The following is a 13,975-nucleotide window of genomic DNA, read 5'->3' as shown; positions in this document are numbered from 1 at the left end:
AATGAGCAACGGGACCCAGGACAATGAAATCCTCCGCTACTACGAGGCGGAGATGCGCTACTTGCATGACGCGGGCAAGGAGTTCGCGCAGGCGTTCCCCGATCGCGCACGGATGCTGAACATCGATCGTATCGGCGAACGCGATCCGCACGTCGAACGTCTGTTCGAAGGCTTCGCCTTTCTGATGGGGCGCCTTCGCCACAAGCTCGACGACGAACTGCCGGAGCTGACGGAGGGGCTCGTTAGCATGCTGTGGCCGCACTATCTGAGGATGATTCCGTCCTTGTCCATTCTCGAACTGACTCCGTCCGCCGGGGAGCTGCAGAAGCACGAGACGCTTGCTGCCGGGCTGGAGGTCGAGTCCGCGCCGATTCCTGCCGAACCGTCCTCCGGTCGGGGCGACGACGGCGTGCGGTGCGTCTATCGCACGACGCAGGCAGTCGATCTGTACCCGCTGCGGCTCTCCGAGGCGAGCGCGTATGCGCGGGAAGACGGCCGGTCGGTCCTGCGTTTCCGGTTCGAGATCGAGCCGCAGGCGCAGCGGGCGCGGCTGAGCGTGCCGCGCCTGCGCCTGTTCCTGAACGCGGACCGGCCTGTTGCACTGGCGCTGTACGCGGCGCTCGTCAACGCGCCGGCCGCGCTTCAGGTACGCATTCCCGGCTATCCCGCCGACCGTCCCGGTTCTGCGCAGCCCATGCCGGGCCTCCGTATCGAACCGGCGGGATTCGCGGCTGACGAACGACTGTGGCCGAAAGCCGACAACGCGTTCGGGGGGTATCAGTTGCTGCTCGAGTACTTCACGTTCCCCGAGAAATTCATGTTTGTGGACGTGTCGGGGCTCGACATGCAGGCTATTCCCGACGACGCGCCGTACTTCGACGTCGAGGTGGTACCGAGCCGTCCTTATCCGGACGACCTGCGGTTCTCGGCAGAGAACGTTCGCCTTTTCTGTACGCCGATCATCAACCTGTTCCGGATGGAGGCGGACCCGATCCGCGTCACGCACTTCGAAACGGAGTATCGCGTTCACGCGATCGAGCAGCACGATGGCCAGGTCGACGTGTATTCGGTAGATGCCGTGCAGGGCTTCGAGGGGCAGTCGGGGCAGCGCTTCGAGTACGCGCCGTTTGCATCGTTCCGACATCGCGGCGGCATGTTGCGCCACGAAATGCCCGAACGATACTTCCACACGAGAATGCGGCGCGGCCCCGCGGGGCGATTCGACACGTGGGTCGTGCTGGGCGGACACGCGTGGGAGAGGCAGGCGGCGCTACCGATGGAGACGCTGTCCCTCACGGTGACCGGTACGAACGGAATGCTGCCGCGCAAGGGGTTGCGCGAAACGAGCATTACCCGGATGCGCGGCGGCTTCACGAATGTGGAATCGGTACGCAACCTGACGGCACCGACGCTTCCCGTCTATCCGCCAACCGACGATCGCTTTCAGTGGCGTGTTCTGTCGCATCTGGCGCCGAATTACCTGTCCTTGCTGAACCCGGAGATCCTGCGGGGGGCGCTCGCGCTGTACGACTGGACCGAAGGAGAACTGAACAAACGCCGCATCGAAGCGATCGTCGATGTGCGGCATCGGCCGCTGCAGACGCTGGTGAAGGGCGGGCTGCAACGCGGCGTCGAAATCGAAGTGACGCTCGATAGCGGGGCGTTTGCCGGCGCCGGCGACATGGAGCTGTTCGGGGGCATGCTCAATCGATTCCTTGGGCTGTATGCGACGCTGAACCTTTTCACGAGACTGGTGATCGTCGTACAGCCGACGGGCCGGCGCGTTGTCTGGCCGGACACGAAAGGCGACGGGGCGCCGTTTTGAACCGGCCCGGAAACCCCGCTGGTGCGCGGGAGGCGGACGCGCTGTTGCCGGCATTGCTCGACAGCGCGACGCGGATGAACTTCTATCGCTTCTGCGAATTGCTCGAACTCGCGGCGCCCGATCGGGCGCCGCTCGGTACGACCGATTCGCCCCGGGCGGAACCCGTTCGGTTTCGCTCCCGGGCGCGGATCGGGTTTCCGAATCGTGAAATCGATGCGGTGGAACACGATCCTGATCGTCCGACGGCGCCCCCGGACGTGCGCACGACGTTTCTGGGGCTGTACGGCGTCGATGCGCGGATGCCGTCGTATTTCGTCGATGCAATCGCACAGAATCGAGAGGGTGCGGATGCGCTGTCCCGTTTTCTCGACCTGTTTCATCATCGCATCGCGACGCAGTACTACCGGGTATGGCGCAAGTATCGCTATCCGACCGGATTCAGGCCGCAAGGGGACGATACGGTTTCGCGTTACCTGCTGAATTTCGCGGGTCTCGGGCTGGGCGATCCGGAGATTGCCGGGGCGGTGGGCATCCGCAGGCTGTTGTCGATGCTCGGACTCGCGGCGCAGAAGACGCGGACGGCGGAAGGGCTTGCCGGCGTGCTCCGGCATGCGGTGCCGGATGCGCACGTGACGATCGAGGAATGCCATCCGGTATGGCATCGCGTCGGGATGCACGAACCCGGCGCGCTCGGGGAGGGGTGCCTGCTGGGTCGTGAGTTTTGCGATCGGGCGAATACGGTGCGCGTGGTCATTCGGCCGGATACGCGCGAATCGGTGCTGGCGCTGATGCCGGGGCACAGTCAGCATCGGGCGCTCATGGCGCTGCTGCGCTTTTATCTCGGTTACGAGGCGAATGCCCATCTCGAGATGCATGTTGCGCCGGCGCTGATGCCGGGTCCGCGACTGAATTCGACCGACGTCAGCCTTGGGTACACCAGCCAACTGTCGCCACCCGGCACACATGCATCGACAACGGCGGCAGTGCGTGTCCAGCTCGGTCGATGGACAGGCGGCGCGGATCGGGTTTCCGGATGATGACTTGCTTGCACGCCCGGTATTGGCGGGACGTGATTTCGCGGACGTAACGATAACAGGATGGATTGAATGATTCGAACCTTGATGACTGGCGCGATTACGGCCGCCGCCGTTGCCCTGTCGGGGTGCGGCGTGGGCCAGGCGGTGAAGGATGGCGCGATGGATGCCGCGAAGTGGGTATTCACGACGCAGGTCAAGACGATGAATATCGATCTGGTCAGCCGTGCGTCGCTCAATCCGAACGATGCGTCGCAACCGCTGTCGACCATCGTTCGCATTTATCAGCTGAAATCCGGGCAGACCTTCCGCCAACTCGACTACGCGCAGTTGCAGACCAACGATCTCGATGCACTGAAGGCTGATCTCCTGGTGACCAAGAGCGTTCTGCTACGGCCCGATGCGAGCGTCAGCATCGCCGAGCCCATGCATGTCGACGCACAATTTGTCGGCGTAGTTGCATTCTTCCGCAATCCGGAAGCGGGTGCTGCGTGGAAGCTGTTGATCCCGAAAAAGCAATGGAAAAGTACGGATCCCGTGCGGATCGATGGGTATGACAATGCATTGAATCTGGTTGGGCGGACAGAGGGGCCGAAGCGCAGTACGGCACAGCAAAGCGTGCCGAATGCCGCAAAGCCGAAGCCCGTTGTCGAGGAAACCCGAACGCAAGCGGGCTGACCTGCCTGCCGTGTGCCGGTACAACGGGAATGCGTGGGGCGGCGTCCGTCATTCGATCCACGACCAGGCAGTTTCAGGCCCTCGTGTGCCGCACCGCCACCCGCGCAATCGCCCCGATCGCATCGCTGACGAGCACCGCGAGCAGCCCGACGATCACGCCGCCCTGCAGCACGAACGCGGTATTCGACGTCTGCAACCCCGCGATGATCACGTCGCCGAGCCCGCGCGCGGCGACCGTCGAGCCGATCGTCGCGGTGCCGAGATTGATCACGACCGCAAGCCGGACCCCGTTGACGATCACCGGAAACGCGAGCGGCAGCTCGACCGACACGAGTTGCTGCCAGCCGCTCATCCCCATCCCGCGTGCGGCGTCGACGACGTCGCGCGGCACGTCCTCGAGCCCCGCGATCGTGCTTTCGAACACGGGCAGGAGTCCGTACAGCACGAGCGCGATCAGCACGGGCTTCAATCCGAAGCCGACGGCCGGCACCGCGAGCGCGAGCACCGCGACGGGCGGGAAGGTCTGGCCGATGTCGACGACGCTGCGCGCGACCGGCAGGAAATCCGCTCCCCACGGCCGCGTGACCGCGATGCCGGCCGCGACCGCGACGATCGTGCCGATCACGCTCGACAGCGCGACGGTGCCGAGATGCGCGAGCGTGAGGTCGAGCAGGCTCGCGCGATCGTAGATGACCGGCGCGCCGTTGTCCGCGAACGGCGCGAACAGTCCCTGCAGCCACGCGGGACGCAGCAGCAGGACGAGCAGCAGCGCGAGCGCGGCCGCGCGCGCGACGTACGCGGGAAGCGCCGACCGCCCGGGCCGCCGGGTGCCGCGCGCCGTCATGCGGGCTTCCTCGCGTGCGCACGGATCGCATCGAGCGTGATGCGGCGCGCGTGGCGAGCGTCGCCATCGTCGACCGGCAGCGCATCGACGCCGCGCCACAGTAGCTCGGACACCGCATCGCGCAGCGTGCGCGTCGCGGCGATCGGCTCGCCGTCGGCATGACCGGGTTCGGCTACCGCGTCGATCGGCGTCAGCGCGAGCAGGCGCAGCGGCCGGTCGACGCCCGCGACCAGCTGCTCGACGACGCCGGCCGCCGGCTTGCCGAGAATCTCGGCCGGCGAGGCGACCTGCAAGAGCCGGCCGCCGTCCATCACCGCGATCGTGTCGCCGAGCTTCAGCGCTTCCTCGATGTCGTGCGTGACGATCACGACCGTGATGCCGAGGCGGCGCTGCAACGCGAACAGGTCGTCCTGCGCCTTGTTGCGGATGATCGGGTCGAGCGCGCCGAACGGCTCGTCCATCAGCAGCATCGCGGGCTCGGCCGCGAGCGCTCGCGCGACGCCGACGCGCTGCTGCTGGCCGCCCGACAGTTCGTGCGGGAGCTTGCCCGCGAACTCGGCCGGCGCGAGATGAAACAGGTCGAGCAATTCGTTCACGCGCGCATCGATGCGGTCGGCCGGCCAGCCGAGCAGGCGCGGCACGGTCGCGATGTTGCGCGCGACGCTCCAGTGCGGAAACAGCCCGTGCCCCTGGATCGCATAGCCGATGCCGCGCCGCAACTGCTCGGGCGCGACGGTGGCCGTATCGACGCCGTCGATGCGGATCGTGCCGCTGGTGGGCGCGATCAGCCGGTTGATCATGCGCAGCAGCGTCGACTTGCCGCTGCCCGATGCGCCGACGAGCGCGGTGATCGTGCCGCGTTTCATCGTCAGCGACACGTCGTCGACGGCGACGATGTCGCCGAAGCGTTTGCCCGCACGTTCGATCTCGATCATTCTGCACGCCCTTTCGCGAGCGTGGTCGCGGCTTCGAAGATGACGGCCGCCGCCAGCGCGAGCGCGATCGTCGGGATCGCGCCGAGCAGGACGAGATCGGCGGCCGATTGCCCGATCCCCTGGAAGATGAAGGTGCCGAAGCCGCCGCCGCCGATCAGCGCGGCGACCGCGGTCAGCCCGATGTTCTGCACGAGCACGATGCGCACGCCGCTCAGGATCACCGGCAGCGCGAGCACGAGATCGACGCGCAGCAACCGCTGCGCGCGCGTCATGCCCATCGCGCGCGCCGCTTCGGTCACGTGCGGCGGCACCTGCCCGAGCCCGACCACGACGCTCGATGCGATCGGCAGCAGCGAATACAGGAATAGCGCGAGCACGGCCGGCGCGACGCCGATGCCGCGGATGCCGAGCGCGGCCGCGAGCGGCACGTGCGCGGCGAGCAGGCCGAGCGGCGCCATCATCAGCCCGTACATCGCGATACTGGGGATCGTCTGCACGATATTGAGCACGGGCATCGCGACGGTGCGCACGGCCGCGATGCGCGCGCACGCGATGCCGAGCGGCACGCCCGCGACGAGCGCGGCGGCCACCGAGCCGCCGGCGAGCGACACGTGCCGGATCGCCTCGCGCCAGAAATCGTCGCTGCGCACCGCGTATTCGCGCATCACGGAGAGGCCGTCCCACCAGCCGCTCGCGAGCGGCACCGAAATCGCCGCTATCGCGACGACGAGCGCGGCCAAGCGCCGCCACGGGCCGAATGCGAGCCGGGCAAGGGCGTCCGCGACGAGCACGGCCCACGCGAACAGCAGCAGCCAGACGCCGGCGGAGGGCGACACGCGCGCGAGTGTGTCGTCCGGCGCGACGACGTGCGCCGCGGCCGCGCCGACCGCGTACGCGAGCGTCGCGAGCCATGCGCAACCGGCCGCGAGCCGCCACGCGGGGCGGCTCGCCGTCATCGCCCACAGCGCGCCGACGATCCACAGCGCGGCGAGCACGGCGCCCTGCACGGCCGGCAGCGCGGCGAACACGGACAGGTCGGTGCCGGCCGCGATGCGGTTCGGCCGCAGCACCGCGAACGGCAGGCCCAGCACGGCGACGATCGTCAGGACACCGATCAGGATGCCGACCTTGTCCACCGCGATGCGTCGCGCGGAGGCCGCCGCGCGCTGCGTCATTTAACGAAACCCTTCGATTTCAGGTAGCTTTTCGCGACGCCGGCGGCCGGCTCGCCGTTGATCTGGATGCGCGCGTTCAGCGTCTGCAGCGTCTTCAGGTCGAGGCTCGCGAACACGGGCTTCAGGTAGTCGGCGATCTGCGGATGCGCTTTCAGCACGGCTTCGCGGATCACCGGCGCGGGGGCGTAGACGGGCTGCACGTGCTTGTCGTCGTCGAGCACCGCGAGGCCGCTCGACGCGATCCCGCCGTCGGTGCCGTAGACCATCGCGGCATTCACGCCGTCGGTCTGGTTCGCGGCGGCCTTGATCGTCGCGGCCGTGTCGCCGCCGGACAGCACGACGAGCTGGTCGGGCTTCAGCTTGAAGCCGTATGCCTTCTCGAACGACGGCAGCGCGGAAGCGCTGTTCACGAATTCGGCCGACGCCGCGAGCTTCACCTTGCCGCCGCCGGCGATCCACTTGCCGAAGTCGGAGAAGGTCTTCAGGTGCTGCGACTGCGCGACGGGCGCGAGTACGGCGACGCCCCACGTGTTGTTCGCGGGCGCCGGCGCGAGCCAGACGAGATGGTTCGCCGCGTAGTCGAGCTTCTTCGCGGTGTCGTAGCCCTGGTTCGCGTTCTTCCACAGCGGATCGTCGGCCTTGTTGAAGAAGAACGCGGCGTTGCCCGTGTATTCGGGGTAAATGTCGATTTCGCCGCTCGTGAGCGCCTTGCGCACGATCGGCGTGGTGCCGAGCGCGATTTTTTCGGTGACGGCGATGCCGTGCGCCTTCAGCACCTGTGCAATCAGGTTGCCGAGCAGGTTGCCTTCGGTATCGATCTTCGACGACACCACGACGGGTGTGTCGGCGTGCGCGCCGGGTGCGACGAGCGTAGCGGCGAGCGTGAGGCCCAGGATCCGGGCGGGCAGGGCGAGCTTCATACGGGCCATTCTCCAGGACGGGGGCGTACGCCGAAAGTTACTTGACTGAGCCGGCTTTGGCAAACCGCCTGCGGCGGCGTGTCCACAGCCCGTGTGGGGATAACCCGCATCCGTCGTCCCGGCTTGCTACACTCGAATCCGTTCCCGCCTTGCCGACACTTCCTGACATGAAGCCCGAGCTGCTGGTTCTGATCGCGTTGCGCGGCGATGCGCATCGCGAGATCGCCGCGTCGTTCGACGTGCGCTACGCCCCGACACCCGACGCGCGCGAACGCGCGATCGCCGAGCACGGCGGCACGATACGCGCGGTGCTGACCAACGGCAGCACGGGGCTCACCGCCGCCGAGATCGATCGCCTTCCACAACTCACGTTCGTCAGCGCGCTCGGCGCCGGCTACGAGCACATCGACGTCGCGCATGCGAAGGCGCGCGGCATCACCGTGGTCACGGGCGCCGGCACCAACGACGATTGCGTCGCCGATCACGCGTTCGCGCTGCTGCTCGCGGCCGTGCGCAACGTCGTGCAGCTCGATGCGAAAACCCGGGCGGGCGTGTGGCGCGAAGGACTGCCGATGCCGCCGAACGTGTCGGGCAAGAAGCTCGGCATCGTCGGACTCGGCAAGATCGGCGAGAAATGCGCGCGCCGCGCGGCCGGCTTCGACATCGAGATCGGTTATCACAACCGGTCGGAGAAGCCCGTCCCGTATCGCTATTTCGACCGTGTCGACGCGCTCGCCCAGTGGGCCGATTTCCTGATCGTCGCGACGCCGGGCGGCGCGCTCACGCGGCACCTGATCGATCGCGCAGTGCTCGATGCGCTCGGCCCGGGCGGGTTCGTCGTCAACGTGTCGCGCGGCAGTGTTGTCGATACCGCTGCTTTGGCAGAGGCGTTGCGCGACGGGCGCATCGCGGGCGCGGGACTCGACGTGTACGAAGGCGAACCGGAGCCGCCGCGCGCACTGACGGATCTCGACAACGTCGTGCTGACGCCGCACATGGGCGGCTGGTCGCCCGAGGCGCTCGATCGCTCGGTGCGGCAGTTCATCGACAATGCCGAGCGGCACTTTTCAGGGCAGCCGGTGTTGACGCCGCTTTGAGCGCGGGGCGGCGGGCGCGGTTCAGGCCGCCTGCGCGCAGAATTCCCAATAGAACGCCGGCAGGTTCGCCGGCTTGTCGGCATCGAGGTCGATCCAGCCGAACTGACGGTGCTCGTCGCTCAGGACGATGTCACGACGATCGACCTCGCACTGGAAGCACACGATGAGCACGCGCTTGCCCGGCACGACCTCGCACGAACGGCTCGCGACGTAGCGGATCGCCGATGCGACGATTCCGCATTCCTCCCACACTTCGCGCATGACGGTTTCTTCCAGCGATTCGCCCGCTTCGGGCCAGCCGCCGGGCAACTCCCATTCGTCGCGCGGATTGCGCAGGAACAGGACGGAGCGAGCGTCGCGGACGATCGCCTTGGCGCTGATCGGGATCATGTGCGTTTTCCGTTGGCATTCGACTTTCGCAGCCTATCGCACACGTCACCTTCTTGCAGCGATCCCCCGCCGGCGCCGACCGGCGCGCAGGCGGGGGACGCTGTGCCGTTAGGCCGGCAGCCGGCGTGCGGCTACGCGCCCGTGGACGACGCCAGCGGCACCGTCACCGACGTACCGGCCGGATCGAGCGTCAGGCCCGTGCCCGGCGTCGGCCGCAGCGTGGCCTCGTTGTCGCTCGACAGCACGACGAGCCCCAGCCGGTGGCCGGCTTCCAGCTTGTAGTCGCGCGGCATGAACGTCAGCTTCAGGTCGTACGGCATTCCGGGCAGCACGGGCTCCGAGTGCCACTCGGACCACCGGTTGCGCGGGTCGGTCCACGCGCGCGTGACGATCGTGGCCGTGCCGTCCGGCGCACGATCGACCAGCAGCGCCGTCACGTTGGCCACCGCGGTGAAGGTCAGCCTCACGCGTGCGGTCGCGGCGCCGGACAGCCGTGTCGCGGCCGTGAGCGGCGCGGTCTCGAAGCGGCTGCGATTTTCGCCGGTCGGCGTGTTCGCCAGCGTCAGCGCGGTGATGCGCGCATCGTCGGTGAAGCGGGCGAGCGGGCCGCCGGTCGGCAGCCGCAGCAGCGTGCCGGTGCCCGCGCCGTCGCCGCCCGCGAAATACGTGACCGGCGTGGCATGGCGTGCGGCCCAGTCCGCTTCCTTCAGCAGCGTGCCGTCCGCCTGCTCGATCACCGCGCGCGGATCGCGTTCGACGCCGTTGTCGAAACCGATCAGGTAGCGCGTAAACCAGCGGTTCACTTCCGCGGTCCACGCATCGGCCATCGCCGGCACGCGGGTCGGGTCGGTGTGCTTCAGGCGGTGCAGCCACAGCTGCGTCGGCACGCCCTGGCGCCGCATCGCGAGATGCCACGACGTCGACTGGTCGACGCGCACGTTGTCGTCGGTCAGCCCCTGCGCGACGAGCGCCGGCGCGACCGCGAGCGCGGTCGGGATGTCGCGCGCGGCCCAGAACCGCGAATAGTCGCCGGTCTTGCGGTCTTCCTGCTGCAGCGCCTCGTCGATCAGGTGCGTGCAGCGCTCCGGATGCGCGTTCGTCAGCAGCGCCTTGATGTACACGTCGACGTCTTCGCCCTGATAGCCTTCCGGCGCACGCACGAGCCCGCCCGAGCGGTAGTAGCCGTACATGTTCGTCAGCCCGGCGACCGGCACGATCGCGTCGAGCCCGCGCGTGCGCAGGCTCGCCACCATCTTCGGCAGCGTGCCGTCGTACGACACGCCGTACATGCCGACGTGGCCCGTCGACCAGTTCGCGACGACGGTCTTGCCGTTCGCGTCCTTCGCGCTCGCGTCGCGGCCGAGCCAGCGGATCACCGATGCCATCGCGACCGATTCGTCGCGCGTGAGGATCGTCGGGCAGCCGTCCGAGCCGGCGGTGCCGAGCGAATCCGCGTAGACGATCGTGAAGCCGCGCGGGATGAAGTAGCTCTCGATCCACGAGCGGCCGGCGGCGGCCGCTTCGACCTGCTGCAGCATCCGTACCTGCGGCGCGGCGGCCATGATGCGCGCGGACGTCGATGCGGCCGCGGCCGCCTGCGCAGTGGCGGCGGGGTGCGGCGTGCCGTCGAGTTCGACGTCGACGTTGTGGTCGGGGCTGTCGGCGAGGCCCGCATAGTACGGGCTCGCGAGCACGATCACGGGCGTGCGGGCGCCATTCGCGGTTTCGGTCGGGCGCACGATGCGCACGTGGATGCGGTCGCGCGTGCCGTCGCCGTCGGAATCGACCGGCGTGTCGACCCACGCGTTCTCCTCGATCGTGCCGCCGGACAGCGACGGCTGCACCTGGCCGTTCGCGATCACGGGCCTGTAGCGGCCGCCGCTGGCCGGATTCGCGTACGGCACGCCGGACGGCGAAATCCGCGATGCCGACGACTGCTTGTCGGCCGCCGATGCGGCGGCCCCCTCCTGTTGGCCTTGCGCGAGCGCGGAGACGCCCGCCACGCTGCCGCCGTCGTCGCCGCCGCACGCGGCGAGCGTCGCGGCCGCAACGAGCGCGGGAAGCCACGCGCGACGCAATCCGGTTCGATGAATGTCCATAGTCGACCTCTTGTTGTGATTGTCCGGAACCGGCCGGCCCGCGATATGCCCCCCGCGGCCCGGCCGGGTGCTGCATCGGATGAAGCGGAACTGCACCTTCGAAAGCGCCGGGCGCGCTGCCCGGGTGTCACGGCCGGCGTCGACGCGCGTCATGCGGCGCGCGACCCGGCAGGCGTCGGGGTCGGGGCGACTGCACGCCCCGACCGCAAAGCGTCAGCGCGGCGGCCGCTGCGGCGCAGCCGGCACGAGATGAATACAGGAGTGCGAATCAAATGCGGGCATGCCCGATCTTCCTTCAGGTTTCGAATGAAACGGAACGGCACGATGCGATGAGGCGGGGATGGTGCGAACGGCGGTGCTGCAACGGCAGGAAAGCGCGATGCGGGTCGGCAACGCCTGGCCGGATTGCTTTCCGGAAGCTTGCGCAAAACTTATCTCAGTGAAATCCTGGTGTCAAACTTTTTTAGTTTCGGTCAAACAAAGTTATTTCCCGGTTCTCGGGGGCGACTTGCGATCGGTCTAAATTTCCGTGCAATCTGTCCGTAAACGGTAAAAAACGGGTTGAAAGGAGAGAGAGGGCATGACGATTTCAGTGACGGCCGCGAGCGGCATGTCGCTCGCGCAGCGCGCGCAGGAAGCCGCACTCGACGGGCGGCGGCAGACGGACGCGGTGCCGGGCAATCCGCCGGACGCGCCGATTACCGTCCGTGCGCTGGATCAGGACGCGATGCACGCGGCGCGCCTGAAGCAGATGTCGATGCTGGGCGACCTGTCGGCGAAGCTGCGCGACGTCACCGGCCAGCTCGTGACGAGCCTGAACGAGATCGTCGCGAAGCGCCCGGATCTGGCCGATGCGCAGTTCGACTTCGTGACCGACAACGGCAGGATCAAGGTCGTGTCGAAGACGATGACGGACAGCGACCGCGCGTGGGTGGAGTCGACGTTGAACGCGAACGCGGGCCTCGTGCTCGCGACGCGCGAGTTTCACCAGCAGGCCGTCGACTTTGCCGGGCAGGGCGCGGCCGCCGTGGGCGAGACGTTCATGGACGACGATCGCAAGGTGGCCAGCCGGCGCGCCGACGCGGACTTCCTCTTCATGAAGGAGATCAACGCATCCGTCGCGCGCAACCAGAAGTTCGAAGAGGTCGGTGGGCATTTCACCACGCAGGACGGCACGCCGCTGAAGTTCGACCCGTCGGCCGGCAGCGCGCGCGGCACGCTTGCGCTGCTGGATACCGACCGTCAGTTGTCGTCGGGCGCGGCGATCTTCGTCGACGATGCGGGGCACAAGACGTACGGCCGGCGCGCCGGCCTGATCGACGTCGGCTTCGGGGCCGCGTTCGAGGACATCCTGAACGGCCGCGGCAGCGCCGGTTTCCACGCAATCGCATAACGGCGCATGACGTCGAGCCGTGCGCCGCGTGTCTACTCGTCGCGTAGCGCTTCGGCGGGCCGTACCCGCGCGGCGCGCCAGCTCGGGTAGAGCGTCGCGACGCACGACATCAGGAACGCGGCCGCGGCGATCTCGATCACGTCGGTCGCCGCGAGCTTCGACGGCAGCGAACTGAGGAAGTACACGGACGGCGTCAGGAAGCGGATGCCGAGCAACTGCTCGATCGCCGGCAGCACCCACGGGATGCTCACCGCGATCGCGCAGCCGAACGCGACGCCCGCCAGCGTGCCGGCGAGGCCGATCGTCATCCCCTGGATCGCGAAGATCTTCATGATCGACCCGGGCGGCGCGCCGAGCGTGCGCAGGATCGCGATGTCGCCCTGCTTCTGCGTGACGGTCATCACGAGCGACGACACGAGGTTGAACGCGGCCACCGCGACGATCAGCATCAGGATCAGCGACAGCATCCGCTTTTGCAGCCGCTCGGCTTCGAACCACGTGCGGTTCTGCCGCGTCCAGTCGCGGATATAGAGGTCGCCCGACAGCGTGCGCGACAGCGCCAGCGCGATCTCCGGCGCGCGCTGAAGATCGTCGAGGCGCAGCCGGATGCCGGTCGCCGCGCGCACGTTGAACAAGTTCTGCGCGTCCCGGATGTGGATGTACGCGAGCGCGCTGTCGTACTGGTAGTGGCCCGACTCGAACGTGCCGACCACGTTGAACTGCCGGAACTGCGGCAGCGCGTCGCCGATGCGCGCGGTGTTGCCGGGCGCGAAGAACGTGATGCGGTCGCCGATCTTCACGTGCAGCGCGTCGGCGAGCGCCGAGCCGAGCACGATGCCCATCCCGCCCGGGGCGAGGGCGTCGAGGCGCCCCGTCTTCAGCTTGCGCGCGATCTCGGACACGCGTGGTTCCAGCACCGGATCGATGCCGCGCAATGCGACGCCCGTCACGCTGCCCGCGTTCGTCAGCAGCGCCTGCGCGTTGACGTAGGGCGCCACTGCACGCACCGCCGGGTTCTGCAGCGATTCGTGCGCGGTCAGCCGCCAGTCGGGCATCGCGCCGGCGGGCGAAAAGATTTCCACGTGCGCGAGCACCGACAGCATCCGGTCGCGCACTTCGGTCCGGAAGCCGTTCATTACCGACAGCACGACGATCAGCGCGGCGACGCCGAGCGCGATGCCGGCCATCGCGGCGCCCGCGATGAACGACACGAAGCCGTCGCCGGCCGAGCGCCGGCCGCCGCGCGCGTAGCGCAGCCCGATCTGCCATTCGAACGGGAGTTTCAAGCGGTTTCCTTTCATTTCGATTCGAATCATGCCGAGCCGCGCATTCTAGCGAACGCGGCGCGACCGCGCGCAGCGGTTGGACGGTGAATCGAAATTCGCGTGGGCGGCAGGTCGTCGGGCGGCGTCGCACGCCGGCACACCGATATTTCCATCGTTTCGGGTCTGATCGATAATGGCGGCCAGCATTCGGTCGAATATTCCAGATAATCAACGGCGCAACCGGGCCGCGCCGTCACAGACCCATAACGATTCGGGGAACGTTGCCGCACCAGGCAGCATGTCCTTGACAAGGAAATAAC

The 13,975-nt window shown here is 67.9% G+C and carries 12 protein-coding genes; 5 read left to right on the top strand and 7 right to left on the bottom strand.

The annotated features are described in order from the left end of the window. Nucleotide 1 precedes the first annotated feature (1 nt). From tssF to tssJ, 3 genes are all read left to right on the top strand, one after another. The gene (gene tssF, locus WJ16_RS30340) at nucleotides 2-1,825 is read left to right on the top strand and encodes a type VI secretion system baseplate subunit TssF (RefSeq protein WP_069260661.1); all 1,824 of its coding nucleotides are present in this window, start codon (nucleotides 2-4) and stop codon (nucleotides 1,823-1,825) included. Nucleotides 1,826-1,866: 41 nt separating this feature from the next. Beyond that, nucleotides 1,867-2,862: a type VI secretion system baseplate subunit TssG gene (gene tssG, locus WJ16_RS30335; RefSeq protein ID WP_418219886.1), complete on the top strand. Its 996-nt coding sequence runs from the start codon at nucleotides 1,867-1,869 to the stop codon at nucleotides 2,860-2,862. A 69-nt stretch (nucleotides 2,863-2,931) separates the two neighbouring features. Then, on the top strand, nucleotides 2,932-3,537 hold the full coding sequence (gene tssJ, locus WJ16_RS30330) for a type VI secretion system lipoprotein TssJ (RefSeq protein ID WP_069260659.1): 606 nt from the start codon (nucleotides 2,932-2,934) through the stop codon (nucleotides 3,535-3,537). Between the two features lie 73 nt (nucleotides 3,538-3,610). On the opposite strand, the gene WJ16_RS30325 is transcribed toward tssJ, so the two are convergent. The 4 genes from WJ16_RS30325 to osmF are packed head-to-tail and all read right to left on the bottom strand — an operon-like array spanning nucleotide 3,611 to nucleotide 7,411. Continuing rightward, on the bottom strand, nucleotides 3,611-4,381 hold the full coding sequence (locus WJ16_RS30325; RefSeq protein WP_069260658.1) for an ABC transporter permease: 771 nt from the start codon (nucleotides 4,379-4,381) through the stop codon (nucleotides 3,611-3,613). Then, nucleotides 4,378-5,316, bottom strand: coding sequence for an ABC transporter ATP-binding protein (locus WJ16_RS30320; protein ID WP_069260657.1), 939 nt, complete (start codon nucleotides 5,314-5,316; stop codon nucleotides 4,378-4,380). The genes WJ16_RS30325 and WJ16_RS30320 overlap by 4 nt, the downstream gene beginning before the upstream one ends. Beyond that, entirely contained in the window at nucleotides 5,313-6,491 is a 1,179-nt protein-coding gene (locus tag WJ16_RS30315; RefSeq protein ID WP_069260656.1) for an ABC transporter permease, read from the bottom strand. Before WJ16_RS30315 ends, WJ16_RS30320 begins: the two co-directional genes overlap by 4 nt. Next, nucleotides 6,488-7,411, bottom strand: coding sequence for a glycine betaine ABC transporter substrate-binding protein OsmF (osmF, locus tag WJ16_RS30310; RefSeq protein ID WP_069260655.1), 924 nt, complete (start codon nucleotides 7,409-7,411; stop codon nucleotides 6,488-6,490). Before osmF ends, WJ16_RS30315 begins: the two co-directional genes overlap by 4 nt. Nucleotides 7,412-7,578: 167 nt before the next feature. Between osmF and WJ16_RS30305 the strand changes: the two genes are divergently transcribed. Next, nucleotides 7,579-8,508 carry a 2-hydroxyacid dehydrogenase gene (locus tag WJ16_RS30305; protein WP_069260654.1) on the top strand — a complete coding sequence of 310 codons (930 nt, stop codon included), beginning with the start codon at nucleotides 7,579-7,581 and terminating at the stop codon, nucleotides 8,506-8,508. A 21-nt stretch (nucleotides 8,509-8,529) separates the two neighbouring features. On the opposite strand, the gene WJ16_RS30300 is transcribed toward WJ16_RS30305, so the two are convergent. Both WJ16_RS30300 and WJ16_RS30295 read right to left on the bottom strand, forming a co-directional pair. Then, the gene (locus WJ16_RS30300) at nucleotides 8,530-8,898 is read right to left on the bottom strand and encodes an NUDIX domain-containing protein (protein ID WP_069260653.1); all 369 of its coding nucleotides are present in this window, start codon (nucleotides 8,896-8,898) and stop codon (nucleotides 8,530-8,532) included. Nucleotides 8,899-9,029: 131 nt separating this feature from the next. Further along, entirely contained in the window at nucleotides 9,030-10,997 is a 1,968-nt protein-coding gene (locus WJ16_RS30295; RefSeq protein ID WP_069260652.1) for a Xaa-Pro dipeptidyl-peptidase, read from the bottom strand. 580 nt (nucleotides 10,998-11,577) lie between these two features. Here WJ16_RS30295 and WJ16_RS30290 point away from each other — a divergent pair. After that, nucleotides 11,578-12,390, top strand: a complete 813-nt coding sequence (locus tag WJ16_RS30290) for a hypothetical protein (RefSeq protein ID WP_069260651.1) — start codon at nucleotides 11,578-11,580, stop codon at nucleotides 12,388-12,390. 32 nt (nucleotides 12,391-12,422) lie between these two features. Here the strand turns inward: WJ16_RS30290 and WJ16_RS30285 are convergent, their stop codons facing one another. Next, entirely contained in the window at nucleotides 12,423-13,691 is a 1,269-nt protein-coding gene (locus WJ16_RS30285; RefSeq protein ID WP_084636132.1) for a lipoprotein-releasing ABC transporter permease subunit, read from the bottom strand. Nucleotides 13,692-13,975 lie beyond the last annotated feature (284 nt).

This window comes from Burkholderia metallica (assembly GCF_001718555.1).
In the GTDB taxonomy this organism is placed as follows: domain Bacteria; phylum Pseudomonadota; class Gammaproteobacteria; order Burkholderiales; family Burkholderiaceae; genus Burkholderia; species Burkholderia metallica.
Note: the sequence above shows the minus strand (reverse complement) of the source record. Positions and strands in the feature narration are given on the sequence as shown.